Annotated in this window: 27 protein-coding genes; 15 read left to right on the top strand and 12 right to left on the bottom strand. The window is 69.3% G+C overall.

What is annotated here, in order from left to right; all coding sequences use genetic code 11:
* Nucleotides 1-4: 4 nt before the first annotated feature.
* Entirely contained in the window at nucleotides 5-781 is a 777-nt protein-coding gene (locus FB561_RS16775; RefSeq protein WP_238334856.1) for a pentapeptide repeat-containing protein, read from the top strand.
* On the opposite strand, the gene FB561_RS16780 is transcribed toward FB561_RS16775, so the two are convergent.
* Complete coding sequence (locus FB561_RS16780) at nucleotides 782-2,209, bottom strand: MFS transporter (RefSeq protein WP_145807735.1); 1,428 nt, start codon at nucleotides 2,207-2,209, stop codon at nucleotides 782-784.
* Nucleotides 2,210-2,322: 113 nt separating this feature from the next.
* Between FB561_RS16780 and FB561_RS16785 the strand changes: the two genes are divergently transcribed.
* Nucleotides 2,323-3,186 carry a helix-turn-helix transcriptional regulator gene (locus FB561_RS16785; RefSeq protein ID WP_145807737.1) on the top strand — a complete coding sequence of 288 codons (864 nt, stop codon included), beginning with the start codon at nucleotides 2,323-2,325 and terminating at the stop codon, nucleotides 3,184-3,186.
* Between the two features lie 122 nt (nucleotides 3,187-3,308).
* Here FB561_RS16785 and FB561_RS16790 read toward each other — a convergent pair whose 3' ends face one another.
* Nucleotides 3,309-4,376: a glycoside hydrolase family 5 protein gene (locus FB561_RS16790; RefSeq protein WP_145807739.1), complete on the bottom strand. Its 1,068-nt coding sequence runs from the start codon at nucleotides 4,374-4,376 to the stop codon at nucleotides 3,309-3,311.
* A gap of 171 nt (nucleotides 4,377-4,547) precedes the next feature.
* Nucleotides 4,548-5,456, bottom strand: a complete 909-nt coding sequence (locus FB561_RS16795) for a LysR family transcriptional regulator (protein WP_145807740.1) — start codon at nucleotides 5,454-5,456, stop codon at nucleotides 4,548-4,550.
* Nucleotides 5,457-5,530: 74 nt separating this feature from the next.
* Between FB561_RS16795 and FB561_RS16800 the strand changes: the two genes are divergently transcribed.
* Both FB561_RS16800 and FB561_RS16805 read left to right on the top strand, forming a co-directional pair.
* Nucleotides 5,531-6,436, top strand: a complete 906-nt coding sequence (locus tag FB561_RS16800; RefSeq protein ID WP_145807742.1) for an EamA family transporter — start codon at nucleotides 5,531-5,533, stop codon at nucleotides 6,434-6,436.
* Nucleotides 6,409-7,497 carry a serpin family protein gene (locus FB561_RS16805; RefSeq protein WP_145807744.1) on the top strand — a complete coding sequence of 363 codons (1,089 nt, stop codon included), beginning with the start codon at nucleotides 6,409-6,411 and terminating at the stop codon, nucleotides 7,495-7,497. The genes FB561_RS16800 and FB561_RS16805 overlap by 28 nt, the downstream gene beginning before the upstream one ends.
* Before the next feature lie 10 nt (nucleotides 7,498-7,507).
* Here FB561_RS16805 and FB561_RS16810 read toward each other — a convergent pair whose 3' ends face one another.
* On the bottom strand, nucleotides 7,508-8,212 hold the full coding sequence (locus tag FB561_RS16810; protein ID WP_238334857.1) for a TIGR03943 family putative permease subunit: 705 nt from the start codon (nucleotides 8,210-8,212) through the stop codon (nucleotides 7,508-7,510).
* On the bottom strand, nucleotides 8,209-9,279 hold the full coding sequence (locus FB561_RS16815; protein WP_202880635.1) for a permease: 1,071 nt from the start codon (nucleotides 9,277-9,279) through the stop codon (nucleotides 8,209-8,211). Before FB561_RS16815 ends, FB561_RS16810 begins: the two co-directional genes overlap by 4 nt.
* Before the next feature lie 187 nt (nucleotides 9,280-9,466).
* On the opposite strand from FB561_RS16815, the gene FB561_RS16820 reads away from it, so the two are divergent.
* Nucleotides 9,467-10,648: a serpin family protein gene (locus tag FB561_RS16820; protein WP_145807747.1), complete on the top strand. Its 1,182-nt coding sequence runs from the start codon at nucleotides 9,467-9,469 to the stop codon at nucleotides 10,646-10,648.
* 9 nt (nucleotides 10,649-10,657) lie between these two features.
* On the opposite strand, the gene FB561_RS38995 is transcribed toward FB561_RS16820, so the two are convergent.
* Nucleotides 10,658-10,786: a hypothetical protein gene (locus tag FB561_RS38995; protein ID WP_272952546.1), complete on the bottom strand. Its 129-nt coding sequence runs from the start codon at nucleotides 10,784-10,786 to the stop codon at nucleotides 10,658-10,660.
* A 77-nt stretch (nucleotides 10,787-10,863) separates the two neighbouring features.
* Nucleotides 10,864-11,286, bottom strand: a complete 423-nt coding sequence (locus FB561_RS16825; RefSeq protein WP_145807749.1) for an SRPBCC family protein — start codon at nucleotides 11,284-11,286, stop codon at nucleotides 10,864-10,866.
* A 150-nt stretch (nucleotides 11,287-11,436) separates the two neighbouring features.
* Here FB561_RS16825 and FB561_RS16830 point away from each other — a divergent pair, with 150 nt between their 5' ends.
* The 5 genes from FB561_RS16830 to FB561_RS16850 all read left to right on the top strand — a co-directional run bounded on the left by FB561_RS16830 (nucleotide 11,437) and on the right by FB561_RS16850 (nucleotide 15,737).
* Entirely contained in the window at nucleotides 11,437-11,631 is a 195-nt protein-coding gene (locus FB561_RS16830) for a hypothetical protein (RefSeq protein WP_145807750.1), read from the top strand.
* 40 nt (nucleotides 11,632-11,671) lie between these two features.
* A complete protein-coding gene (locus FB561_RS16835) occupies nucleotides 11,672-12,349 on the top strand; it encodes a PhzF family phenazine biosynthesis protein (protein ID WP_145807752.1) in 678 nt (225 codons plus the stop codon).
* 84 nt (nucleotides 12,350-12,433) lie between these two features.
* Complete coding sequence (locus FB561_RS16840; RefSeq protein ID WP_145807754.1) at nucleotides 12,434-13,276, top strand: nitrilase-related carbon-nitrogen hydrolase; 843 nt, start codon at nucleotides 12,434-12,436, stop codon at nucleotides 13,274-13,276.
* Nucleotides 13,277-13,319: 43 nt separating this feature from the next.
* Nucleotides 13,320-14,726 carry a dihydropyrimidinase gene (hydA, locus tag FB561_RS16845; RefSeq protein WP_145807756.1) on the top strand — a complete coding sequence of 469 codons (1,407 nt, stop codon included), beginning with the start codon at nucleotides 13,320-13,322 and terminating at the stop codon, nucleotides 14,724-14,726.
* Between the two features lie 12 nt (nucleotides 14,727-14,738).
* Nucleotides 14,739-15,737 (top strand): TIGR03842 family LLM class F420-dependent oxidoreductase, encoded by a 999-nt coding sequence (locus FB561_RS16850; protein WP_145807757.1) that lies wholly within the window; start codon nucleotides 14,739-14,741, stop codon nucleotides 15,735-15,737.
* On the opposite strand, the gene FB561_RS16855 is transcribed toward FB561_RS16850, so the two are convergent.
* Genes FB561_RS16855 through FB561_RS16870 form a run of 4 tightly spaced genes read right to left on the bottom strand, consistent with a single transcriptional unit; the run spans nucleotide 15,715 to nucleotide 20,185 of the window.
* A complete protein-coding gene (locus FB561_RS16855; RefSeq protein WP_145807759.1) occupies nucleotides 15,715-17,097 on the bottom strand; it encodes an FAD-binding oxidoreductase in 1,383 nt (460 codons plus the stop codon). The genes FB561_RS16850 and FB561_RS16855 overlap by 23 nt on opposite strands.
* Nucleotides 17,098-17,121: 24 nt before the next feature.
* Complete coding sequence (locus FB561_RS16860) at nucleotides 17,122-17,970, bottom strand: carbohydrate ABC transporter permease (RefSeq protein ID WP_145807761.1); 849 nt, start codon at nucleotides 17,968-17,970, stop codon at nucleotides 17,122-17,124.
* Nucleotides 17,970-18,941: a carbohydrate ABC transporter permease gene (locus FB561_RS16865; RefSeq protein ID WP_238334858.1), complete on the bottom strand. Its 972-nt coding sequence runs from the start codon at nucleotides 18,939-18,941 to the stop codon at nucleotides 17,970-17,972. Before FB561_RS16865 ends, FB561_RS16860 begins: the two co-directional genes overlap by 1 nt.
* Complete coding sequence (locus FB561_RS16870) at nucleotides 18,941-20,185, bottom strand: ABC transporter substrate-binding protein (protein WP_238334859.1); 1,245 nt, start codon at nucleotides 20,183-20,185, stop codon at nucleotides 18,941-18,943. Before FB561_RS16870 ends, FB561_RS16865 begins: the two co-directional genes overlap by 1 nt.
* 266 nt (nucleotides 20,186-20,451) lie before the next feature.
* Here FB561_RS16870 and FB561_RS16875 point away from each other — a divergent pair, with 266 nt between their 5' ends.
* Complete coding sequence (locus FB561_RS16875; RefSeq protein ID WP_145807764.1) at nucleotides 20,452-21,630, top strand: MFS transporter; 1,179 nt, start codon at nucleotides 20,452-20,454, stop codon at nucleotides 21,628-21,630.
* A gap of 60 nt (nucleotides 21,631-21,690) precedes the next feature.
* On the opposite strand, the gene FB561_RS16880 is transcribed toward FB561_RS16875, so the two are convergent.
* Complete coding sequence (locus FB561_RS16880; protein ID WP_238334860.1) at nucleotides 21,691-22,758, bottom strand: carbohydrate kinase family protein; 1,068 nt, start codon at nucleotides 22,756-22,758, stop codon at nucleotides 21,691-21,693.
* A 94-nt stretch (nucleotides 22,759-22,852) separates the two neighbouring features.
* On the opposite strand from FB561_RS16880, the gene FB561_RS16885 reads away from it, so the two are divergent.
* From FB561_RS16885 to ftsX, 4 genes are all read left to right on the top strand, one after another.
* Nucleotides 22,853-23,233, top strand: a complete 381-nt coding sequence (locus FB561_RS16885; RefSeq protein WP_238334861.1) for a hypothetical protein — start codon at nucleotides 22,853-22,855, stop codon at nucleotides 23,231-23,233.
* Nucleotides 23,226-23,390, top strand: a complete 165-nt coding sequence (locus tag FB561_RS37915; RefSeq protein ID WP_170284687.1) for a hypothetical protein — start codon at nucleotides 23,226-23,228, stop codon at nucleotides 23,388-23,390. Before FB561_RS16885 ends, FB561_RS37915 begins: the two co-directional genes overlap by 8 nt.
* A gap of 215 nt (nucleotides 23,391-23,605) precedes the next feature.
* Nucleotides 23,606-24,295 carry a cell division ATP-binding protein FtsE gene (gene ftsE / locus FB561_RS16890; protein ID WP_145807768.1) on the top strand — a complete coding sequence of 230 codons (690 nt, stop codon included), beginning with the start codon at nucleotides 23,606-23,608 and terminating at the stop codon, nucleotides 24,293-24,295.
* A gap of 19 nt (nucleotides 24,296-24,314) precedes the next feature.
* Entirely contained in the window at nucleotides 24,315-25,226 is a 912-nt protein-coding gene (gene ftsX / locus FB561_RS16895) for a permease-like cell division protein FtsX (protein ID WP_145807770.1), read from the top strand.
* The last annotated feature ends 55 nt before the right edge of the window (nucleotides 25,227-25,281 follow it).

Consider the following 25,281-nt stretch of genomic DNA (forward strand, 5'->3'; position numbering starts at 1 on the left):
ACCGGTGCCCCTGGCGGAGCTCCGCGCCGACTGCGGCCGGTGCTTCGGACTGTGCTGCGTCGCGCTGACGTTCGCGAAGTCGGCCGACTTCGCCATCGACAAACCGGCCGGTGAACCCTGCCCGAACCTGCGGGACGACTTCCGCTGTGGGATCCACAGCAAGCTGCGGCCCGAAGGCTTCCAGGGCTGCACGGTGTACGACTGCTTCGGCGCGGGCCAGAAGATCTCCGAGCAGGCCGGGACCAGTTGGCGGCAGCGGCCCGGTCAGGACCTGTTCGCCCAGTTGCCGATCATGCGGCAGCTGCACGAGCTGCTCTGGTACCTCGCGGACGCCCTGGACCGGCCGGAGACCGCGCCGATCGCCGACGCGCTGCGCAAGGCCGAGCACCACGTCGAGCAGCTCACCCGGATCGCGGTCCTGGACGTTGACCTGGGCAACGAACGCCAGCAGGTCAACGCACTCCTGCTGCGGACCAGCGAGCTCGTCCGCGGCAAGCAGCCGAAGAAGAAGGAGCGTCGCGGAGCGGACCTGGTCGGCGCGAGGCTGCGCGGCGCCGATCTCGCCCGGGCCAACCTCCGCGGCGCGTACCTGATCGCCGCCGACCTCACCGGCGCGGATCTGCGCCGGGCCGACCTGATCGGCGCCGACTTCCGCGACACGGAGCTGTCCGGCGCCGATCTCCGCGAGGCCCTCTTCCTCACCCAGTCGCAGGTCAACGCGGCCAAGGGCGACGCGGCCACGAAGCTGCCCGCCACCGTCCTCCGCCCCGGCCACTGGTGATCAGCGGCTCCGCAACCGCCACGTGATCGGTGTCATCAGCAACGAGATCGCCGTGATCGCGAACGCGACCGCTGCCAGCGAACCACCCTGACCCCACGACGTCCCGGCCAGCGACAGGTACGCCGTGCCGACGGTGGCCGCGCCGAGTGAGAGGCAGGTCTGCTGGCTGGTCAACAGGATCCCGCTGCCGAGTCCGGCCTGCGCCGGCGGGACCTGACCAAGGACCACGCCGATCAGCGGCACCATCACCAGCCCGTTCCCGAAGCCCGCCACCAGCATCGGCAGCGCCAGCCGGAGAGGTGACACGTCGGGCCAGAGCATCAACGTGACCACGGCCAGCAGCGAGTACCCCACAGCCTGCACCAGCCAGCCGCGGACGATCAGCCCGGCCCCGTACCGGAGCTGCAGGCGCGGGCCGTAGATCGACGTGACGAGGAACCCGACCGCCATCGGCAGCAGGCTCAGCCCGCCTTCGAGCGGCGACATCCCCGCCTCGCCCTGGGTCGCGAGCGCGAAGACGAACATGAACCCGCCGAACGTCGTGAAGAACCCGACCGCGAGCAGCAGACCGACCCGCATCGCCCGCAACCGCAGCACCGTCGGTGGGATCAGCGGTGCCTGACCCGCCCGCTCGGCCCGGTGCTGATGCAGCCCGAGCACGGCCGCGGAAGGAATCACCGCGGCCAGCGAGATCCAGGTCCACAACGGCCAGCCCAGCGGACGCCCTTCGGTCAACGGCAGCAGCAGAAGCACCAGCGTCAGAGCGAGCAGCCCCGCACCGACCAGGTCGACCTGGTGGGCCTGGTCCGCTCGCGTCTCGGGCAGCAACCGCAGCGCCGCGCCAAGGGCGAGCAGGCCGACCGGGACGTTGACCAGGAACACCGCCCGCCAGCCGAGCCCGAACACGTCGGCCTCGACGAGCACGCCACCGAGGATCTGACCGAGTGCGGCCGCCGCACCACCGGCGACGCCGAACCAGGCCATCGCGCGGGCCCGGTGTTCGCCGGTGAGCAGGCTGCTGATCGAGGCCAGCACCTGCGGCGTCATCGCAGCGGCCGCGGCACCCTGGACGACCCGGGCAGCGAGCAGCACACCGATCGTCGGGGCGAGTGCGCAGATCAGCGAGAGCACGGTGAACCCGGTCAGCCCGGCGAGGAACAGCCGCTTCCGGCCGAACCCGTCACCGAGCCGGCCACCGACCACGAGCAGGGTCGCGTTGGCGATGCCGTAGCTGCCGACGACGAGCTGGAGTTCCCCGGACGAGGCGTGCAGGTCGCCGCCGATCGCGGGCAATGCGACGTTGATGATGAAGAAGGAGAGCATCGGCAGGAACGCGCCGAAGAGCAGAGTCGTGAGAGCCACCGGCCCGAGTGGCGAGGCGTCCCGCGGAGGCGCGGGCACCGGGGCGGTCTGGAGCTGGTCAGTCATGCGAACCAGCCTGCGACGGATCGGATCCTGGTGGTGAGAGCCTGCTTATCCTGGTATCCACAGCACCTGGCACCAGCCTCCCGTACCCCGGAACCACCGACCAGGATGGGACCATGACCACCAGCCTGCCCGCAGAGTACGCCCGCACCGTGACCGGCAAGCACGAGCGGCACCGGGAGCTGGGCGCGTTCCTCCGGAGCCGGCGGGAGCGGATCCGGCCGGAGGAGGTCGGGTTCGCACCGGGTGGCCGACGACGGACACCGGGTCTACGGCGCGAGGAGGTCGCGCAGCTCGCAGGTGTCGGGATCACTTGGTACACCTGGCTCGAACAGGGCCGTGACATCAACGTGTCCGCACAGGTGCTCGACGCGGTCGCACGGACGCTACGGCTGGACCGGCTCGAGCGCAGCCACCTGTACCGGCTCGCGGGGCTCCCGCCGGGTCCGGTGACCGGTGAGTGCACCGTCCTGCCCGACTCGGTGCAGCGCATGCTCGACAAGGCCTCGCCGTACCCCGCGGTTGTGCTGAACGCGCGCTACGACGTGCTCGCCTTCAACGACGCGTACTGCAAGGTGCTGCTCGACATGGCCACGATCCCGCCCGAGGAGCGGAACCTGCTCTGGCTCACTTTCGTGTCCGAGGAGTGGCAGTGCCGCTTCACCGAGGCGGAGTCGCTGCAACTGCACATGGTCGCCGGGTACCGGGGCGCGCTGGCGGACCACCTCGGCGAACCGGCCTGGCAGGAGCTCACCCAGCAACTGCTGTCCCGGTCACCGTTGTTCGCCGACCTGTGGGAGCGGTACGAAGTGGCCGCGCCGAGCAACAACATCAAGCTGCTGGAGACCGCGCGGCACGGCCTCGTCCGGGTGGAACCGGTGAACCTCTGGCTCACCCAGCTCGGCCAGGTCCGCGCGACCGTCTACACCGCGGCCGACGACGAGTCCGAGGCCAAGCTGCAGGCCCTTGTCGGCGACTGACCGGTCGCGCCCGCCTCTTTCGAGCTCGACGCGCCGGAGTCGCTGATCGCGCACCCCGGGCCCGGCACGGGGGCGGTGTGCCGGGCCCGGGCGTTCCTGTGGTTCAGCCGGTCGGACCGTGTTCAACTCGTCGGGAAGGCGTCGGCGGTGCGGATCCGGTCCCGGACCCAGACGCCGGCCGGCTTCAGCACCGACGTCCCGGTGAACGTGTTGCCCGCACAGGTGCCCGGCTTGAAGACGGCGCCGGAGCGGAAGTCGTCGGAGAAGTTCCAGTTGGTCCAGCCGATCTTCTTCGCGGCCAGCAGGTCGAGGTACTTCTGGGAGTACGCGAAGTCGTTGCCGCCGTCACCGGTGTACGTCTGGGTGCCGAACTCGGTGACGAACAACGGGATCCGGTCCGCGGCCCGGGACAGGGCGGCGAAGTACTCGTCCTGGTGCGACGCGGCGTAGAAGTGGAACGTGTACATCAGGTTGGTCGCGTTGACCGGGTTGCTGATCACGTCGTTCTCGGTCCGGCCGTCGGAGATCCCCAGCGAGGCCCAGCCGTGGGTCCCGACGAAGACGACGCCGTCGGGGTCCTTGGCCCGGATCACCGGCACCATCTGCTCGGCGTAGGACTTGATCCCGGCCCAGCTGACGTTGTTCGGCTCGTTGGCGATGTCGTAGATGATGTTGGTCTTGTCCTTGTGCCGCTCCGCGATCTCGGTGAAGAACGTCTTCGCCTTGCTCAGGTTGGCGTTCGGGTCACCGGGGTCGAGCTGGTGCCAGTCGACCAGCGCGTACAGGCCGCGCTTGGTGGCCTCCTCGATGTAGCCGTGGACCAGGTCGGTGAACCGGCGCGGATCGGTCTCGTAGCCGCCCTCCTGCACGTACAGCGAGATGCGCAGGATGTCGGCCTTCCAGTCGTTCGCGAGCGCGTCCAGCGACGCGGTCTTCACGCACTGGCTGTACCACTGCAGCCCGTGCGTGCTCATCCCACGGAGCTGGATCGGCTTGCCGTACTGGTTGCACAGCTTGGTGCCGCAGACATGCAGCTGGCCGTTGATCCCGACCGGCGTGGTCGCTGCGGGCCGGGACGCGGCGGAGTCGATGGGGGCAGGGGCGGCGGTACTGGCGGCCGGGCTGGTCACCAGGGCGGTGGCGGCCAGCGCGATACTGCCGGCCAGCGCGGCCCAACGGGAACGGGACATCGTGCCTCCTTCGCCTGGGGCGGGGACGGAGCGAGGTGGATGAACAGGAAGGTTTCCTAACTATTTCCCGGAAACCTAACGAGGAAGCTCACCGCTGTCAATCGATCGCACAGTGTGATCAAACCTCGCGGAGTCCCTGGCGGGCAGGTCAACCGGGTCCATGGCGTGGAGTCAAGCTGTGTCGCGGTCGCGCCAGCCGGTCTTCAGGGCGGTGAGGGCGGCCGCGATCGCTGGGCGCCGGGCGGTCGCGGTCCGCCAGACCGCGTACAGCCGCCGGCTCGGCGCGGGCTGCAGCGGGACCGCGACGACTCCGTCCGGCAACGGGCCGCGGCCGAGCCGGGGGAGCAGGCCGATCCCGATCCCGCGGGCCAGCAGCGCGAGCTGGGTCTGGTACTCGGCGACCGAGTACGCGACGAACGGTTCGACGCCGGCCGATCGCATCGTCCGGACCAGCCAGTCGTGGCAGATCGACCCGGCGGGCTGGCAGATCCAGCGTTCGCCGACGAGGTCGACGGCGCGGACGGACTCCTTGCCGGCCAGCCGGTGCGTCTCCGGAACCAGGATGTCGGCGGGATCGCTGCCGAGCTTGGCCCGGGACAACTCGTCGGGCAGGGCGAGCGGGCTGTTGTGCCAGTCGTGGACGACCGCGATGTGCACCTCACCGCGCTGGACCGCGGCGACCGCTTCGTACGGGTCGATCTCGAGCACCCGGACGTCGAGCGCGGGGTTGCCGTCGATCAGCCGCGGCAGTGCGGCTGGCAGCAGTCCGCGGGCCGCCGTCGGGAAGGCGGCGATCACGAGCTCGCCGATGGCCTGGCCGCGTTGCTCCTCCAGCTGCAGCTCGGCCTCCTCGACCAGGCGGAGGACTTCGGCCGCCGTCGCCGCGAGCTGTTGGGCCGCGTCGGTCAGGACGATGCCGCGGCCGCGCTTCTCCAGCAATGGCGTGCGGGTCTCGCGTTCCAGCTTGGCCAGTTGCTGGGAGACCGCGGACGGTGTGTACCCGAGCGCGTCGGCCGCGGTGCCGATCGACCCGTGCACCGCGACGGCGTGCAGGGCGCGTAACCGGCCGAGCTCAATCATGTAGCGCTCCTACAGTGATTGCCATAGCAAGCTGTGCTGGTCCTTAACTGTACTCGCGCCCAGACTGGGTGACCATGAGCCCTCGTCACGTCCTCCTCGCGGTCGCGGTGGCCGCTGTCTGGGGAATCAACTTCGTCGTCATCGAGGTCGGTCTGCAGGACTTCCCGCCGTTGCTGTTCTCGGCTCTGCGCTTCCTGTTCGCCGCGGTCCCGGCGATCTTCCTGCTCGGCCGCCCGCGGGTCGCCTGGCGGTACGTGATCGCTGTCGGCCTGGCGCTCGGGGTGGCGAAGTTCGGGTTGCTGTTTGTCGGCATGGACCACGGTGTACCGGCTGGGCTGGCGTCGCTGGTGTTGCAGAGCCAGGTGGTGTTCACGCTGCTGTTCGCCATGCTGGTCCTGCGGGAGCGGCCGCGGCGTACGCAGCTCGTCGGTATCGCCGTTGCCTGTGCAGGGCTGCTGCTGATCGTGCTGGACGGCGGACTGAGCGCACCGCTCGGTGCGTTGGCGCTCGTGATCGCAGCGGCCGCGTGCTGGGGCGTCTCGAACACGGTGATCCGCCACGCGAAGCCGCAGGACACGCTGCGCTTCATGGTCTGGGTCAGCGCGGTCGCAGTCGTCCCGCTGCTGGGGCTGTCGTTGCTGACCGAGGGGCCACGAGTGGATCTCGACGCGTTGCGCGGGATCGACCTCACCGGTGTGGGCGCGCTGGCCTATCTGTCGTTCGTCGCCACGCTGTTCGGCTTCGGGGTGTGGGGCTTCCTGCTGCGGGTGTACGACGCGAGCACCGTCGCGCCGTTCTCGCTCCTGGTGCCCGTGGTCGGGATGGCGGCGGCCTGGTTGTTCCGTGGCGAAGCGGTCGGTCTGCAGCAGGGGATCGCGGCCGCGCTGATCATCGGTGGGATGGCCTGTACCGTGCTGCGTAGGCGAACCCGTCAACAGGCAGACTCCTCCGAGTGGATGCTCACCAAGTCGGCCGTCTGACCTCCCGCTGGATCGACACGCTCCCCGGTGACGACAGCACCGTCGTCTCCGGGTACGGCGTCGCCCCGCTCATCGCGATGCTCGGCGCGCTCGCCAATGAGCCGGCGCGCTCCGAGTTGCTCGCTGTCGCCGACTCCACCGAGCTGCTCCCGAGTACCGAGGAACTGCGCACAGCGGTTGCCCTGTGGACGAACGCGGAGGTGCCGCTCGAACCAGGGCTCGACAAGGTGATCCCGCCCGAGCTGCGCGGCGTACTGTCCGACCGGGATGCGCTGGACCAGTGGGTGAACGAGCAGACGGGCGGTCTGTTGCAGCGGATGCCGGTGGAGCTCACACCGGAGACGCTGCTCGTGCTGGCGTCCGCGCTGGCGGTGCGTACCTCGTGGGCGTTGCCGTTCACGGAGAACGAGCGGTTCGTCGACGGTCGGCCCGTGTGGTGGTTGTCCCGCGCCGACCCGGATCTCGGCACGGTACGGCTCCACCGGACCGCGGCCGGGCCGTTGACTGCGATCACGGTGCGGGGGACCGGTGAGGTCGACGTCCGCCTGGTCGTCGGGGAGCCGGGTGCGTCGCGTTCCGCCGTACTGGGTGCCGGGTTGGCGCTCGCGGACTCCGGTGCGGGTGCTGAGGAGTTGCTGGGCGGTACGGCGGCGCCGGGAGTCAAGGTGATCGAGTCGATGGCGCCGCGGCCCGCTGTCCTGCTCGGGGTGCCGTACTTCGAGGTCGACGCCGAGCACGATCTGCTGGCGACGCCCGAGGTGTTCGGGTTGGCGGCCGCGTCGGACCCGAGTCGCGGGCACTTCCCGGGGGTGAGCCCGATGCCGTTGGCGGTGAGTCAGGCCAAGCAGGCCGTGATGGCGCGGTTCTCGGCGAAGGGGTTCGAGGCGGCCGCGGTGACCGCGATGCCGATGGCGGCCGGTTCCGCGCCGATGCCGGGTGCCAAGGCCTTGTGGATCGACCTGGACCGCCCGTTCGGCTTCATCGCGGTGCACCGGCCGACGGGGCTGCCCCTGGTGGCCGGGTGGACCACGTCCTCGGCGTACAAGGTCGCCGGCCGCTGACTCGTACTGCTTACTCGTACGGGTTCGCCGGGGCGGTCACCGGGCGGATCTCCGTAACGGTCAGCGCGGCCACGTCGCCGTCGACGCGCTTGGTCGGCTCGGCCCATTCGCCGGTGACGGTGACCCACTGGTTCTTCGGCGGCGCGGTCTGGCCGCGGGCCTCGACCATGAACGCGGTCCCGTCGGCGACGCAGCAGGTCAGCCCGATCCGGGAGACGTACCAGGCGCCGTCCTTGCCCGGTGTCACGAAGCCGGTGAGCTGGAAGTTGCGGCCCTTCATCCGGTCGGACTCCCAGACGGCCCAGACCGCGTAGTCGCGGACCGCCAACGCGACCGGGACGTCGCTCTGGGCGCTGTTCGCCAACCAGGACTGGTCCTTCGGTGCGACCGGCTTGGCGGCGACCGGGGACTGCCGTTGCGCGGCGTCGGCACCGAGCGCCGGCGGATCCACGACGAGCAAGGCGAAGACGGGGATCAGCAGCAGCCAGGCGGCCCGGGGCAGACCGTGGTGTCCGTGACCGTCGTCGGCGACCGGCTTCCGCCTGGTGTCGGCGAACACGTCCACGACGGCCAAGGCGATCAGGATGATGCCGGCGGCGAGCAGCATCCAGCGCATGTTCGGTTTCACGTAGCGCAGGTAGGTGTCCGAGATCGCGAGCTGCACGGTGGCCGCACCGACGAACACGATCACGAGCCCCGCGACGTTGCGTCTCACAGCAACCACCATCCGACGAGAAGACTGGACACCACGGCGACCAGGAAGGTCGCCGGCGCGAACCGGGCCGCGAACTTGGGGCCGAACGTGCCCGCCTGCAACGCGATCAGCTTCACGTCCACGATCGGCCCGACCACCATGAACGCGAGTCGCGCGGTGAGTGAGAACTGCGTGAGGCTGGCGGCGACGAACGCGTCCGCCTCCGAACAGATCGCGAGCAGCACCGCGAGCAGACCGAGGACGAGCACGGACAGCAGCAGATTGCCGGCGACGTGATCGAGCCACTCGCGCGGAACGACGACGTTGAGCGTGGCCGCGGCGGCAGCCCCGATGACCAGGAAGCCGCCGGCATGCAGGAAGTCGTGCAGCATCGAGGAGCGGAACACGTCCGCCTTGCTGGTCCCGTCGGCATGCCGGTTCTTCGGCATCCGCAACCAGGAGCTTCCGCGCCCGGTCGCGAGCCAGAGCCAGCCGAGGATCATCGAAACCCCGAGACTCGTCACCGCCCGCGCCAGAACCACCTTCGGCTGCCCGGGGAACGCGACCGCCGTGGACGCCAGCACGACCGGATTGATCGCGGGCGCGGAGAGCAGGAACGCGAGTGCCGCCGCCGGAGTCACCCCTCGACTCATCAGCGCGGCCGAGACCGGTACCGAGGCGCACTCGCACCCGGGGAGCACGACCCCCGACGCGCTGGCGACCGGTACGGCGAGAGCCGGGTGCTTGGGGAGCGCCTTGGCGAAGAACGACGCCGGGACGAAGGCGGTGAGCGCTGCGGAGAGGAGTACGCCGAGGACCAGGAACGGCAGCGCTTGGACGGTCACACCGACGAACATCGTGGCCCAGGTCCGTACCCCGTCGTCGGTGAACAGCCCGGCGAACAACTTCCGCCCGAACAACGCGAGCCCGACCAGGATCACCAAGGTCACCGTGAACACGATCGACGACCCGGCCGGCTCCTTCGGCGGATCGTGATCCGGATGCTGGTGGTCGGTGTCCTCGGCGTGCCCGGCGTCGGCCGCGACCGCGGGATCCAGGGCCTCAGCGGACTCGGCGGGCGTACTCATGGGCGGAATCCTGACACAGCACCGCGCACCGGATCGACTACCCACCGTGCCCGCAAATGAAAATCACCGCCACTCCGCGGAATACTGGTTCTCGGCTGTGACGACCGGGATCGACCGGCCTTGAGTTCCTGGAGAGTGCAGGGTGAGTTCCTGGTGAGTGCACTGGGGCCATGGCACTGTGGAGCGCATGGACACCGACGTCGTACGCGCAGTCACCACGCTGACCTCCCGTTGGGCCCGCACGCTTCCCCCGGGCAACTCGGTCGTGTCCGGGCTCGGTCTCTGGCCACTGCTGGCTCTGCTCGCTTCCGCGGCGGACGAGCCAGGGCGCGCCGAGCTGGCCGAGGCGGCCGGCGTCGATCCTGGAACCGCGGCCGGGCAGGCCGTCGAGCTGATTCGCGTGGTCGACGGTGCGAGCGATCTGCAGGCGGCGTTGGGGATCTGGTTGCATCAGCAGTTGAAGCTGAGCGAGTCCTTCGACAGCGTCATCCCGGTCGAGGTGACCGGCGCGCTGACCGGTGACCTGGCCGCGGACAAGGCGAAGCTCGACGCCTGGGCGGCCGAGCACACCGACAACCTGATCCGGGAGATGCCGATCGAGGTGACCCCGGACCTGATGGTGGTGCTCGCGTCCGCTCTGTCCCTGCGAACCACCTGGGTGCAGGCGTTCAAGGAGCAGATCCGGCGCGTGTACGACGGCCCGTGGTCCGGCGGAGCGTGGCACTGGCTGGACCGCGTCGACCAGGACCTCGACGCCGTCCGCGTCCACGAGACCCCGGCCGGCCGCCTGACCGTGATCACGGTCCGCGGCGACGCCGACGTGGATGTCCTGCTCGGGATCGGTACCCCGCAAGCCTCGCAACCCGACGTACTGGCCGGCCTCCTGGAAGCCGCCCTCGAGCCGCAGTCCGGCCAGTCCGGATCAGCGCTCCTCGAGCTCGGCCAACCGGGTGACGAGCTCGCCCCGGCCCTGCGCCTCGGCCAGACCACCTCGCGTCATCCTGAGGTGAAGCTCTCCCTCCCGTCCTTCAGCGTCCAGGCCGAGCACGACCTGATGGCCCAGCGCGACCTCTTCGGCCTCACCACGGTGACGACCGACCCCGGCCCGAGCGGCCACTTCAGCGCGATCAGCCCCGACCCCCTGGTCGTCGGCCAAGCCAAGCAAACCGTCCTCGCCCGCTTCTTCGCCACCGGGTTCGAAGCCGCCGCGGTCACCGCCATGGGCATGATGCGAACGTCCATGCCCACCACCCAGTCCCGCCGCCTCGAAGCAACCCTGGACCGCCCCTTCGCCTTCACAGCAGTCCACCGCGCAACCCGCCTCCCCGTAGTCACCGGCTGGCTGTCCCAACCCACCGAACCGGAGTAGGTCCGCTTCCTACCGGGTGACTGTGGTCTTGGCCAGGATCTCGGCCAGGGCCTCGTAGTCGACCACTTGGCCTTCCTTGATGTCGACAGCCTTGCGGTGGGTTGCCGGGTGTGAACACCTTGCCGGGACCTCGGACATGTTGTGCGTTGTCCGTGGTCCCGGGTTCTTGTTCACGGTCCGCCTAAGCGGCCGCGCAGTGAAGCCGGACGGCGGATCTACTGCTGTTCGCAGATCTTCTTGAGGCTTTCGCCTTCGAGGGTGATGTAGCGGTTGGTGAGGTTTGCGTAGAGCTTGCCGAAGAGCCAGCCGAGGGGGCCTTCCTGGACGATCGTCGACGTCGCGACGACCGTCCCGTCGGCTGCCTCCTCGACGCGGTGACCGCCGGTGGTCCGGATGCCCGGTGCGGTCGAGACCCAGGCGAAGTACTCGCCTTCGACGAGTTCGGTGACCTCCCAGATCGCGACCGGGAGTTTCGGCTGCCGGATGCGGGTCCGGGCGCCGACGTGGATCGGGCCCTCGTCGAGGCGTTCGACCGAGTCGACCGTCGGGGTCCAGTCGGGCCAGTGGGCGACGTCGCTGAACACCTCCCAGACGCGTTCGCGGGGAGCGTGCACGGTGACCGAGGATTCGAAGCGCATGTGCCAAACGGTACATGCGCACCCCCTGGTCCAGGAAAAGTGCCCGGGAACCAGCGGAGCGTGTCTGGCCGGCGTACGGAGGGTAAGAGCCGGGTCAGATCGGGTGTCGCCGTGTGCTGGCGGTCCGATGCCGCCGGTAGGGTCTGCGCCATGGCAGACCAGAACGTCACGAACAACGTCGAGAACGAGCAGGACCCGGGAGCGAGCACGCAGATGTTCCGCGCCTTCGTCAAGGAGGGCGAGGTCGAGACCGCCGAGGAGCCGAAGCTGAACGGCCGCAGGCTGGCCTTCATCGGTGCCGGTGTCGTGCTGATCGCGGTCATCGCCGCCGTTCTCGTCTTCTGACCGGCCCGCTGACGCGCCCACTGACCGGCCAGGCAAGCAAGTGTCCACCGTCGCCGTCGATGTCGTCCGGGTCTTCGTCGACCCGTCCGGGGATTTCGGCAACCCGCTCGGCATCGTCGACGGCACCCGAGTACCACCCGCGGACCGCCGAGAACTAGCGGCCCGCCTCGGCTACAGCGAGACCGTGTACGTCGACGATCCCGCGACCGGCCGTCTCCAGATCTTCGCCGCCACCGGCGAGATGGCGTTCGCCGGCCACCCCACCGTCGGCGTCGCGTGGTGGCTCCGCACCCAGGGGTACCCGGCCGACGTCCTCCACGTCCCGGCCGGCGAGGTCCCGGTCCGCCATGACGGCGATCTCACCTCGGTCCGTGCCCACGCGACCTGGGGCAGCACCTTTGAATGGCACCAGCTCCCCACTCCGGACGATGTGCTCGCCGCCGACCCCGCGCAGTACGAGGCGGGTCATACCTTCCTCTGGTCCTGGCAGGACGAGCAGCAGGGAACCATCCGGGCTCGGATGTTCGCCCCGGCGATGGGGGTCCGCGAGGACGAGGCCACCGGGTCCGCGGTGACCCAGTTGACCGCGCGGCTCGGCCGCGACCTCACCGTCGTCCAGGGCGCCGGCTCGCACCTGCTCACCACCTACCTCGACCCCGACTGGGTCACCGTCGGCGGCCGGGTCACCGTGGCCGCTCCGCGCACGCTCGACTACTGAGCGACCGGCGTCTTTCCCGAAGCCGTTGACGGGGGTCCCGTCCGGGCGGAGCATGGATGTTCGGCTAGTGCGGGAGGTCGGGGAATGGCTGAGGTCGTACGGGCGGCGCTGGTCCAGACGAACTGGACGGGGGACCAGGAGTCGATGATCAAGGCGCACGAGGAGTACGCGCGGCAGGCGGCGGCCCAGGGAGCGCGGGTGATCTGCTTCCAGGAGCTCTTCTACGGGCCGTACTTCTGCCAGCTGCAGGATCCGAAGTTCTACGAATACGCCGAGTCGGTGCCGGGGCCCACCGTGGAGCGGTTCCAGGCACTCGCCGCGGAGCTCGGCCTGGTCACGGTGCTGCCGGTGTACGAGCAGGAGCAGGAAGGCGTGCTCTACAACACCGCCGCCGTGATCGATGCTGACGGCAAGTACCTCGGGAAGTACCGGAAGACGCACATCCCACAGGTGAAGGGGTTCTGGGAGAAGTTCTACTTCCGCCCGGGCAACCTCGGGTACCCGGTCTTCGACACCGCGGTCGGCCGGATCGGCGTGTACATCTGCTACGACCGGCACTTCCCCGAGGGCTGGCGGGCACTGGGCCTGGCGGGAGCCAAGATCGTGTTCAACCCGTCGGCGACCAGTCGCGGGTTGTCGTCGTACCTGTGGAAGCTGGAGCAGCCGGCCTCGGCGGTCGCCAACGAGTACTTCGTCGGCGCGATCAACCGGGTCGGGATCGAGTCCGACCTCGGCGACAACGACTTCTACGGCACGTCCTACTTCGTCGACCCCGAGGGCAAGTTCGTCGGCGACGTCGGGCACGACCACGATCCCGAGCTGATCGTCCGCGACCTCGACCTGGAGCTGCTGGCCACGGTCCGGGACCGTTGGCAGTTCTACCGGGACCGCCGCCCGGACGCGTACGGGGACCTCACCGCACCGTAGCGCCGCGCCGGAGCACAACCGACCGACCGAAGGAGCGCCAAGGATGTCGTTGCTGGTCAGAGGTGGGACGGTGGTCGGGCCGACCGGGACCCAGGTCGCCGACGTACTGGTGGACGGCGAGCGGATCGTCGCGTTGTTCGATCCGGGGTACCGTCAACCGGTGCAGGCCGACGAGGTGATCGATGCCTCGGGCAAGTACGTGATCCCGGGCGGGATCGACGCGCACACGCACATGGAGCTGCCGTTCGGCGGGACCGCGGCGAGCGACACGTTCGAGACCGGGACCCGGGCCGCGGCCTGGGGCGGGACCACGACGATCATCGACTTCGCGGTGCAGCGGACCGGCGAGATCGTCCAGGACGGGCTGGCCGCCTGGCACGCGAAGGCGGACGGCAACTGCCACATCGACTACGCGTTCCACATGATCCTCGGTGGCGTCGACACCGACGCGCTGAAGGCGATGGACCAGCTGGTCGCCGACGAGGGCATCACCAGCTTCAAGCTGTTCATGGCGTACCCGGGCGTCTTCTACTCCGACGACGGCCAGATCCTGCGGGCGATGCAGACCGCGCGGGACAACGGCGCGCTGGTGATGATGCACGCGGAGAACGGGATCGCCATCGACGTCCTGGTCCAGCAGGCCCTGTCCCGCGGCGAGACGGACCCGGTCTACCACGGGATCACCCGGCCGGCCGCGCTCGAGACGGAGGCGACCAGTCGCGCGATCGCACTCGCCGAGGTCGCCCGGGACTGCCCGCTGTACATCGTCCACCTGTCCGCGAGCGGTGCCCTGGAAGCGGTCGCGGCCGCCCGGGACAAGGGCCGGAACGTGTTCGCCGAGACCTGCCCGCAGTACCTCTATCTCACCCTGGAGGACCAGCTCGGCGCGCCCGGGTTCGAGGGGGCGAAGTGGGTCTGTTCGACGCCGCTGCGGAGCAAGCACGAGTCGCACCAGCGGGACCTGTGGAAGGGGCTGCGCAGCAACGACCTGGCGATCGTGTCCACCGACCACTGCCCGTTCTGCTTCAAGGACCAGAAGGAGCTCGGTCTCGGCGACTTCTCCAAGATCCCGAACGGGATCGGTGGCGTCGAGCACCGGGTGGACCTGGTCTACCAGGGCGTGGTGGACGGCAAGATCTCGCTGGAGCGCTGGGTGGAGACGATCGCGACCACGCCGGCCCGGATGTTCGGGCTGTACCCGCGCAAGGGCGTGATCCAGCCCGGCGCCGACGGCGACCTGGTCGTCTACGACCCGAACGGGACCACCCGGATCGGGGTCGCGACGCACCACATGAACATGGACCACTCGGCCTACGAGGGGTTCGAGATCGCCGGTCACGTGGACACGGTGATCTCCCGCGGCACCGTGATCGTGGCCGATGGCAATTACCACGGCCGGAAGGGACACGGTCGGTACCTGCGCCGCGGGTTGTCGTCGTACCTGGTCTGAAGGGGGAAGCCGGTGGAGTTCGGAGTGGTGTTCCAGTGTGATCCGCCCGCGTCGGAGGTGATCGGTCTGGCCCGCCAGGCCGAGCTGGCCGGCTTCTCGTACGTCTGGACGTTCGACTCGCACCTGCTCTGGCAGGAGCCGTTCGTCATCTACCCGCAGATCCTCGCCGCCACCGAGCGGGTCACCGTCGGGCCGATGGTGACGAATCCGGGCACCCGGGACTGGACCGTGATCGCTTCCCAGTTCGCGACGATGAACGAGATGTTCGGGAACCGGACGATCTGCGGGATCGGCCGCGGCGACTCGGCGCTGCGGACCCTCGGCGCGAAGCCGGGCACGCTCGCCCAACTGAAGGACTGCGTGCGGGTGGTCCGTGGGCTGGCGCGCGGCGAGACGGTGACGTACCGGGGCCAGGACCTGAAGTTCTCCTGGGTCTCCGACGGCAAGCTGGACGTCTGGGTCGCGGCGTACGGGCCGAAGGCGCTGGCCCTGACCGGCGAGGTGGGGGACGGGTACATCCTCCAGCTCGCCGATCCGGACATCGCCGCCTGGATGATCGCCGCGGTTCGCGCCTCGGCCGAGAAGGCCGGCCGGGATCCGATGGCGATCCGGTTCTGCGTCGCGGCCCCTGCGTACGTCGGGGACGACCTGGCCCACCAACGCGACCAGACCCGGTGGTTCGGCGGCATGGTCGGCAACCACGTCGCCGACATCGTCGCCCGGTACGGCGCGGCCGGCACCGTACCGACCGCGCTCACCGACTACATCAAGGGCCGGCACGGCTACGACTACGCCGAGCACGGCCGGGCCGGGAACACCCACACCGACTTCGTCCCGGACGAGGTGATCGACCGGTTCTGCATCCTCGGCCCGGTCGAGCACCACGTGAACCGGCTGAAGGAGCTCCGCGAGCTCGGCGTCGACCAGTTCGCCCTCTACCTACAGCACGACGAAAAGGAGGAGACGCTCGCGGCGTACGGCCGTGACGTCATCCCGCAGCTTCCGAGCTGACCGGGCCGTACGGGAACACCGTGTCCGGGTCGTAGGTCGCGCGGATCTCGGCCAGGCGGGCGAAGGTTGCCGGTGGCCAGGACGCCTCGTACGTGCCCGGTACCGTCAGGCCGCCCGCGTAGTTGATCGTGGTCTCGGCCGAGATCCACGGGCGCAGCGGCGCGAGCAACTGCTCGGCCGCGTCCGGGAAGATCGGGCGCAGGCTCGGATCCGGGGCGCCGATCAGCATCAGCGTGTACGCCCCGCCGCGTCCGCCGACCGCGCTGCCCTCGGGGACGTCGCGCGCCGTGGCTCCGCCGAGGTGCCGGATCTCGATCGCGACGAACGGCACCCGCTGCTCCGGACCGGCCGCACCGAGGAACGCGGGCGCGAAGCCGGCGTCCAGGTCGTCGAGCAGCTGCCCGCGATCCCAGGTCGGGCCGGGGTCCTTGGGGTCGTTGTGGATCATCGCGATCCGGTCCGCCGGCATCTCCGCGACCAGGTCGATCAGGCTCACGCCCGCGTCCCGGATCGGCTGGAACAGCTTCTCGCCGTCGGCCGCGTCGCCGATGAACGCGAACCGCACGCTGAGGACGGTCTTGCCCCGCAACGGTTCGGGAATGAACTCCAGCGGGGGCAGCCGCAGAATCACCACCGACGTGGTCGCCGTCTCCGGCAGCGTCTTGGTCCAGTCCACCCACTTGCCGAACACGGGCGCGATCTGGTCCGCGTCGAAGAACGCCGCCCCGCCGTACAGCGTGGTCAGCTCGACCAGTTCGAAGTCCATCGCCGTCACGATGCCGAACCCGCCCTTGCCACCACGGAGCGCCCAGAACAGATCCGGGTGCTCGTCGCCGGTGACGGTGCGGATCTGTCCGTCGGCGGTGACGAGGCGGAACCCGCGCGCCCAGTCCGACGAGAAACCGTACGTCCTGGCGAGCGGACCCAGGCCGCCGCCGAGCGTGTACCCGATACAGCCGACGTTGTCCGAGGCACCGGTGATCGGCGCGAGGCCGTGCTCGGCGGCCGCGGCGATCACCTCGTCCCAGCGGCAGCCGGCACCGATGTGGGCGATCCGGGTCTCGGGGTCGACGGTGACTCCGCCGAGCCGCCGGGTGGTGACCAGGATGCCGCCCGTGACCGGCGTGGCCGAGCCGTGGCCGGTGGCGAGTACGCGGACCGGGGTCCCGCTCGCGGCGGCGATCCGTACCACCGCCGCGACGTCCTCCTCCGACGTCACGCCGACCGCCACGTCCGGGGTGTGCAGGACCGCGGTGTTCTGCGCGGCCACCTCCTCGGTGAAACCTTCGTCGCCCGGACCGAGGACCGGGCCGCTCACCTCACCGCGGAGCAGGCCGATCAGGTCGCTGTCGAATGTCACGTTGTCCCCCTTGCGGAATGGTTGTCACTCACTGATGCCAGAGCGTTCGACGCCCTGCACGATCCAACGTTGCAGGAAGACGAACATCACCACCAGAGGCAAGATCGCGATCGTGGCCGCGATGAACAGCTGCGGCAGGTTGATCGTTTGCGCGGTGAGGAAGGTGGACAGCGCGATCTGGACCGTCCAGGCGTCCTGGTCCGGCGCGATCACCAGCGGCCAGAGGAACGCGTTCCACGAGCCGATGAAGGTGATCGTGCCGATCGCGGCGACGAACCCCTTCGAGTTCGGCACCACGATCCGCCAGAACGTCCCCCAGTACGCCGTCCCGTCGAGCTGGGCCGCCTCCTCGAGTTCCCGCGGGAAACCGAGGAAGTACTGGCGGAACAGGAAGGTCGCGAACGCCTGGAACAACCCGGGCACGATCAGGCCGCGCAACGTGCTGACCCACCCGAGCGTGGACACCAGGACGAAGCTGGGGACGAACGTCACCGCGGCCGGGATCAGCAGCGTCGCCAGGATGAAGTAGAACACCGCGTTCGCGTACCGGAACGGGATCCGGGCCAGGCCGTACCCCGCCAGGCCGGAGATCACCAGGACGCCGATCGTCTGGATCACCGAGATCACCAGCGAGTTCAGCAACGACCGCGCCATCGGCACGGTGGGATCGCGGAAGAGGTCGGGCAGGTTGCTCCACTGCAGGGACGAGGGGAACAGCTTCCACGACGGCGAGGTGATGTCCTGCTCGGTCGACAGCCCGTTGCGGACGAGCAGGTAGAACGGCAGCAGGAACAGCAGGGCGCCGATCGCGAGCACGACGTACCGGATCACCGAGCCGGTCCGGTCCGCCGAGGAGCGCTGGATGCCGGCCATCAGTCGTCTCTCCGTCCGAGCCCGAGGAACCGGCCCTGGGCCAACGCGATCAGCGCGATCATCAACGTGAGGATCACCGCGCCGGCACTGCCGTGACCGAAGTCCTGACCCTGGCCGAGCGCCGCGTAGTACAGGTAGACCAGCGGCGGCCGCGCGTACGGCGGGTACTGGCCCGAGCTGGACAGCAGGTTGTAGAACTCGTCGAACGCCTGGAACGCGTTGATCAGCAGCAGCAACAGGACCGCGGTCGACGTCGCCCGCAACTGCGGCAGCGTGACGTACCGCAGCACCCGCCACCCGGTCGCGCCGTCGATCGCGGCCGCCTCGTAGAGCGACGGCGAGATCCGCTGCAACCCGGCCAGGAACAGGATCATGTAGAACCCGGCCTGCAGCCACATCCGCGCGGTCACCAGCACCAGCCAGTACCACGGGGGCTGGGTGACCGAGAGCCAGGCGACCGGCTCCAGACCGAACCAGCCGAGCACCGTGTTCGCCAGGCCGAAGCGCACGCCGTTGAAGATGGAGAGCTTCCAGATCAGCGACGCCACCACGTACGAACACGCGGTCGGCAGGAAGAACACGGACCGGAAGAACGTCCGGGCGAACCGGGCCCGGTGCACCAGCAGGGCCAGCCCCAGCGACACGACGAACGTCGTCGGCACGATGAACAACGCGAACACCACGAAGGTGAGCAGGCTGCTCCGGAACGCGGAGTCCCGGAGCATGTCCAGGTAGTTGCCCAGGCCGACGAAATCCGTCGGCGTGACCGTGTTCCGGGCGTCGAAGAAGCTGAGCACCACCGACCACACGATCGGCACGTAGACGAAGACCGCCAGGCCGAGCACGAACGGCCCCACGAAGATCGCGAACCACAGGTTCCGGTCGTACCGGCCGCGCAGCCGCGTCGTCAGCGAAACCGGTGGACGGTCCTCGGCGGTGGGCCGGGTCCGGCTCGTTGCCGGGGCCGACATCAGCCCGCGATGCGTTGCAGCTCAGCGTCCACGACGGCCTTGACCGCCTTGATCTCGGTCGCGGGATCGGTGCCGTTCTTGATGATCCGGTTCAGCGCGTCGGAGTACGCGGTGCCCGACTTCGGGGTCCAGAGCAACGGGTTCTGCGCGTGCCCGACCTCGTTGACGAACTTAACCGCGTCCGCGGCCGGGCCGGACTTCAGCTTGTCCGCCCGCTCCGCCAGGCTCTTCCGGGCGGGGATGTGGAAGCCGTACGTCTGGGCCCAGTCGAGCTGCTTGTCGGTCTGGTCCACCCACAGCCACTGGACGAACTTCTTGGCCGCCTCGACGTCCTTCGCCTTCGTGCTGACCGCGGCCCCGTACGCCCCGACCGTGACACTCGGCGCGCCGGTGGAGGCGTTCAGCTTGGGCCAGGGGAGGACCCCGAAGTCGTCCGGGAACGCCTTCTGCAACTGCGGGAACGTCCACAGTCCGGTGAACTGCATCGCGGTCAGGCCCTGCGTGAACGCGGACGGGTCGGACCAGTCGGTCGGTGCCCCGAGCAACAACGACTTCGAGGTGAACAGCTCGCGCAGTTTCCGCAGCGACTCGACCGCGGCCGGGTCGTCGAAGCCGAACTGGTTGTCCTTGGTCAGGTAGTCCACGCCCGCCGACCACAGCGCCGGACCGCCGAGGATGCCGACGCCGCCGTCGTTGCCGACGAACAGGCCCTTCACCTTGTCGGTGGTCAGCTTCTTCGCCGCGGCGAGCAGCTCGTCGACGGTCGTCGGCGGCTCCACCCCGGCCTGCTGCAACAGGCTCTTGCGGTACACCAGCAGCTGCATGTCGGTGACCTGCGGGATCGCGTACAGCTTGCCCTGGTACGACATCCGCTCGATCAGCGACGGGGTGAAGTCGCTCTTCGCGTCGCCGAGCAGGTCGGTCAGGTCGACCACCTGGCCGCCCTTGATCATGTCGATGCTCGGCCCGTTGCCGTACTCGAACACGTCCGGGCCGCTGTCGGTCAACAGGGCCGAGGCAACCTTCTTGTCGTAGTCACCGGGGGACCACTGGACGGTCACCGCGGCGTCGGCGTACTCCTTGGCGTACCGCTCGACGGCCTGCTGGGTGCCCGGTTCGCCGTACTGGTGGTACCACTGCGCGAGCGCGGGTTTGCCGCCCTCGGAGCCACCGCCGCCGGCCTCCTCGCGGCCCGTGTTCGAGCCGCACCCGGCCACGGCCAGCGCGGCCAGGCCGCCGCCCATGGCGAGAAAGCTCCGCCGGTTGAATCCACCCGCACCCGACATCTCGACGTACCTCCACACCTCGACTGACCAGCAGACCGACCCTACGGCCGTTGGGGTGCCAAGGTGGGGAGTTCCCACGCTCCGAAAATCAACTGGCACGATCGACTTCGAGAGGTACGCTGTGCGCCATGCAGCGCTTCTGTGACTAGAGCGGGCTCGTTGTAGAGAGCCCCCACTTTCATCGCCCGGCTTCTTGCCGTGGATCCCTTCAGGAGCGATTCCGCATGTCCAGCACTGTCCGTGCTGGGAGCTACCGTGACGTCTTCTTGTTGCCGTCGGCCCTGCGCACCTTCGCGCCCGCGCTGGCCGGCCGGCTGGCGTACGGTCTGCTCCCGCTGTCCGCTTTGTTCACCGTTCAACAACGCACCGGGTCGTTCGCGATCGCCGGTGCCGCGACCGCCGGCTTCGGGCTGGCGTCGCTCTCGATGCCGTACAAGTCGCGCCTCGTCGACCGGTACAGCCAGCGCCGCGTCCTCCCCGGTCTCGCCCTGGTCTGCGCGGCCGGCCTGATCCTGCTCACGGCGATCCCGACCACGAACGCCGCCGCTCTGGTTGCCTTGACCACCGGGTCCGGGGTGTTCGCACCACCACTCGGACCGTCGATGCGCGCGTCCTGGCGACGGCTCACCGAAGGCACCGAGCTCAAGGAACGCGCCTACGCCCTGGACGCGATCTGCGAGGAGTCGCTGTACCTGCTCGGGCCGCTGCTCGCCGGGTTCCTGATCAGCCTCTGGTCCGCCCCGGTCGCGCTCACCGCGACCGCGGCACTTCTTGCCGTCGGCACCTTCCTGATGGTCACGTCCCCGGTCACGCGGCACACCGAGGAGCCGGCCCGGTCCCGGCATCCGCTCGGACCACTCACCCTCCCGGCGCTCCGCCGGATCCTGCTGGTCATCCTGGTCACCGCCTCGGGGATCAGCGTGGCGTACCTGTGCCTCGCCGGGGTCGCGGCCGGGCAGGGGCATCCGGGGGCGACCGGGTTCCTCGAGGCGGGGATCGGGTTGGGCAGCGTGGTCGGGGGACTGCTGTGGGCACGGCGGCAGCACACACGGTCGTCGTGGACCCACCTCGCCGGGCTGATCGGCGTACTGGCTGCCGGGTTGCTGGCGGCATCGACGACGACGAACCTGGTCCTGCTCGGCGTGGTGATGGCCGCCGCGGGAGTCGCGGTGGCGCCGTTGTTCGTGGTGTCGTACCTGGCCGCGGACGAGCTGACGCCGCCGGACCAGCGGACCGAGGCGAGTACGTGGATCAACACCGCGAACAACCTCGGCAGCTCGGCCGGCGCCTCCCTGGCCGGGCTGGCGATCGATCGCTCCGGCCCGGCGCTCGGGTTCGTCGCCGGGGGAGTGCTGCTGGCTCTGACCAGCCTGACGCTCGCCCTCGGCCGCCGGCGCGCCTGATCGGCGTACGTCCGTTGAGCCCGCCGGTCGTTGTGCCGGCGGGTTCAACGGGCTCGGCGGTCAGGCGTCGGAGAGGCGGGCGATCGTCGCGCCGGCGCGGCGGACGATCGGGACCGGGCCGGCCGGGAGGACGTCGCCGATGAAGGTGTAGTGCCGCAGTACCTCGGGGTCGACGTCGCCGGGACGGTGCCGGCTGTGGTCGCGGACCCAGTCGATGATGTCGCCCCAGCCCGGCGCCGCCAGCGAGCCGCCGAAGTGCTGCACCGACAGCCCCGCGCACAGGTTCCCGAACGCGAGCCGATGAGCGAGCGGCCAGCCGCGCAAGGTACCGAGGACGAGCGAGGCGAGGAAGACGTCGCCCGCGCCGGTCGGGTCGTACGAACGCACCGGCAGCGCGGGGACCTCTTCCTCCTCGCCGGTGGTCGAGTCGATCGCCAGCACCCCGTCGGACCCGTTCGTCACGACGGCCAGCGGGACCCGTTCGGCCAGCTTGTGCAGCGCCGCCTTCGGGGTGTCGGTCCTGGTGTACGCCATCGCCTCGCCCGCGTTCGGCGTGAACGCGTGGAAGCCGTCGAGCACGTCGAGCACCGCGGGGGACCAGGTGTCGGTCGGGTCCCAGCCGACGTCGCCGAACAGCAGCGCGCCCGACTCGCGGACCTCGATCGTCCAGTCCGGCAGTTCCTCGGCCACCGGGACGATCGCGGACCGGGTCAGCAGGCCAGGCCCGACCAGCTTGCTCGGATCACCGGGCGCCTCGTGGGCGTGGGTCACCATCGCCCGGTCCCGGTCGATCGACATCGACACCGTGACCGGCGAGTGCCAGTGCCCGATCCGGCGCGAGTGGCTCAGGTCGACGCCCTCCTGGTCGGCCAGGGTGCGCCAGCAGAAGTCGGCGTACACGTCGTCGCCGAAGACGGCCGCCAGTCCGCTGCGCAGGCCGAGCCGGCTGGCCGCGATGGCGAAGTTCGCGACGCCGCCCGGGCACGATCCCATCCCCTCGGCGAAGATCTCGGTCCCGGTGGTCGGGGCCGATTCCAGCCCGGTCATCACGATGTCGAGGAACACGGTCCCCTGCACGAACACGTCGTACCGCGCCGGGTCGTCGGTCACGATGTACAGCTCCCCCACTTGTCGGTGGTGCGTGGTCTGCTCTCTTCGTAGCATCATCGACCGGTCAAGACCACGGATTTGGGAGGACGCGAGTGAGTACTGGGGTGTGTTCGTGATTCCGACCTGGATCTCGGTGGTGGGTGTGATCGTCACCGTGCTGAGCCCGTTCCTCGCGCTGGGCGGCGTCGTCCTCGGCGGGTACCTGACCCGCAAGTCCGATCGCGAGCTGGACGTCTGGCGGCATCGCGAGGAGACGATGCGGATGGTCCGCTGGTCGGTCGAGCAGATCCTGGAGGGCACCGACGCGGGCACCGACGCCGGGGTCGTCACGCTCCGTTCACTGATGCGCTCCGAGCTGTTACAGCCCGAGGACTACGATCTGGTCGCCGCGCTGACCGCCTCGGTAGCGATCGACCGGGTCGGGGCGGACGCGTACGCTGATCTTGCGGACGCGGACACGATGATTGTGGAAGGAGAAGGCGCCGATGGCTGAGAAGAAGAAGGTGACGGTCACCCGTCAAGCCGTCGAGCTCGCCCGCCTCCACGTAGAAGCAGCCCGCCGGGCCGGCCGCAAACCGGAACCAGGCCTGGCCCGGATAGCCGACGCCCGCCCCGACCCAGACCCAGGCGCCACCCCAGCCCCAGCCTGAACCCTCGCGAGAGGCGCCAGGATCACGGTGGTGTCCAGGACGTAGGACGTCCGGGGTGGTGGTTCGCCGGGTATCGGACGTGGGATGGGCGTTTGGCATGTCTGTCCTGAGCACGTTCCGGTTGCCCCTAGACTGAGCGGCGGCCGCTTCGGCGGCGTACGGTGCTCGACCGGCCGCGCGCTGCTCCCTGTTCCCGACCACGGCCGGAATAGCCCGTGATCCGCTTCGAGAATGTTTCCAAGACGTACGAGGGCCAGTCCAAGCCGGCCCTGCTGAACGTGAACGTCGAGATCGAGAAGGGCGAGTTCGTCTTCCTCGTCGGGACCTCCGGGTCCGGCAAGTCGACGTTCCTGCGTCTCGTGCTGCGCGAGCACCGGACCTCCAAGGGCCACATCATGGTCGCCGGCAAGGACCTGAACCGGCTCGCGAGCTGGCGGATCCCGCAGATGCGCCGCCAGATCGGCACCGTGTTCCAGGACTTCCGGCTGCTGCCGAACAAGACCGTCTCCGAGAACGTCGCGTTCGCCCTGCAGGTGATCGGCAAGCCGCGCTCGCACATCCGCAAGACCGTGCCCGAGGTGCTCGAGCTGGTCGGCCTGGACGGCAAGGAGGACCGGCTCCCCGACGAGCTGTCCGGCGGCGAGCAGCAGCGGGTCGCGATCGCCCGGGCGTTCGTGAACCGGCCGATGATCCTGATCGCCGACGAGCCGACCGGAAACCTGGACCCCGGCACGTCGGTCGGCATCATGAAGCTGCTGGACCGGATCAACCGCACCGGCACCACCGTGGTGATGGCGACCCACGACGTGTCGATCGTCGACCAGATGCGCAAGCGCGTGATCGAGCTGGAGAACGGCCATGTCGTCCGCGACGAGTCGCGCGGCGTCTACGGCTACCAGCACTGAGACAGGGACTGACTGACTGATGCGCTTGAACTACATCCTCTCCGACCTCGGGATCGGCCTGAAGCGGAACCTGTCGATGACGATCGCGGTCGTCGTCACCATCTGGGTCTCGCTGTCGCTGTTCGGCAGCGCGTTGCTCGCCCGCGAGCAGGTCGACCTGATGAAGGGCAACTGGTACGACAAGATCCAGATCTCGATCTTCCTCTGCACCAAGGACTCCGGCGGCCGCGGCTGCTCCGGCGCCGAGGTGACCACGGAGCAGAAGAACCGGATCAAGCAGGTGATCGAGTCCAGCCCGGACACCGCGCCGGAGGGCGTCTTCGGCGAGTCGAAGAAGGAAGCCTTCGAGCAGTTCAAGAAGCTCTACAAGGACTCGCCGATCGTCAGCACGGTCACCGAGGACCAGATGCAGGAGTCGTACCGGGTCAAGCTGAAGGACCCACAGCGGTACCAGAACCTGGTCAGCGCGGTCGCCGGTCTGCCCGGCGTGGACACCGTCCAGGACCTGAGACAGTATCTCGATCCACTCTTCAAGGCGCTGAACGGCTTGCAAGTCGGCGCCCTGGTGGCGGCCGCGTTGCTGCTGGTCGCCGCGCTGATGCAGATCTCGAACACGATCCGGCTGGCCGCGTACGCCCGCCGGCGGGAGATAGGCATCATGCGCCTGGTGGGCGCCTCGAACTTCTACATCCAGCTACCGTTCCTGCTGGAAGCGGTGCTGGCGGCCCTGATCGGTGCGGTCCTTGCCTGCGGCACCCTCTGGGTCGGCGTGTACTTCGTGGTCATGCAGCGCGCCCAGGAGACGTTCCGGGTCTGGCAGTGGGTCGGCGCGGCCGAGACCTTCCAGGCGACCGTGATCATGGTGGTCGTCGGGCTGGTGCTCGCGGTGGTTCCGACATTCCTGACAACGCGGAAATACCTCAAAGTCTGACCCGGGTGACTTATCGTGCTTCGGTAGCACGACAACTCAACCCAGAGCAAGGGGT

The sequence above is a fragment of the Kribbella amoyensis genome, assembly GCF_007828865.1.
GTDB lineage: Bacteria > Actinomycetota > Actinomycetes > Propionibacteriales > Kribbellaceae > Kribbella > Kribbella amoyensis.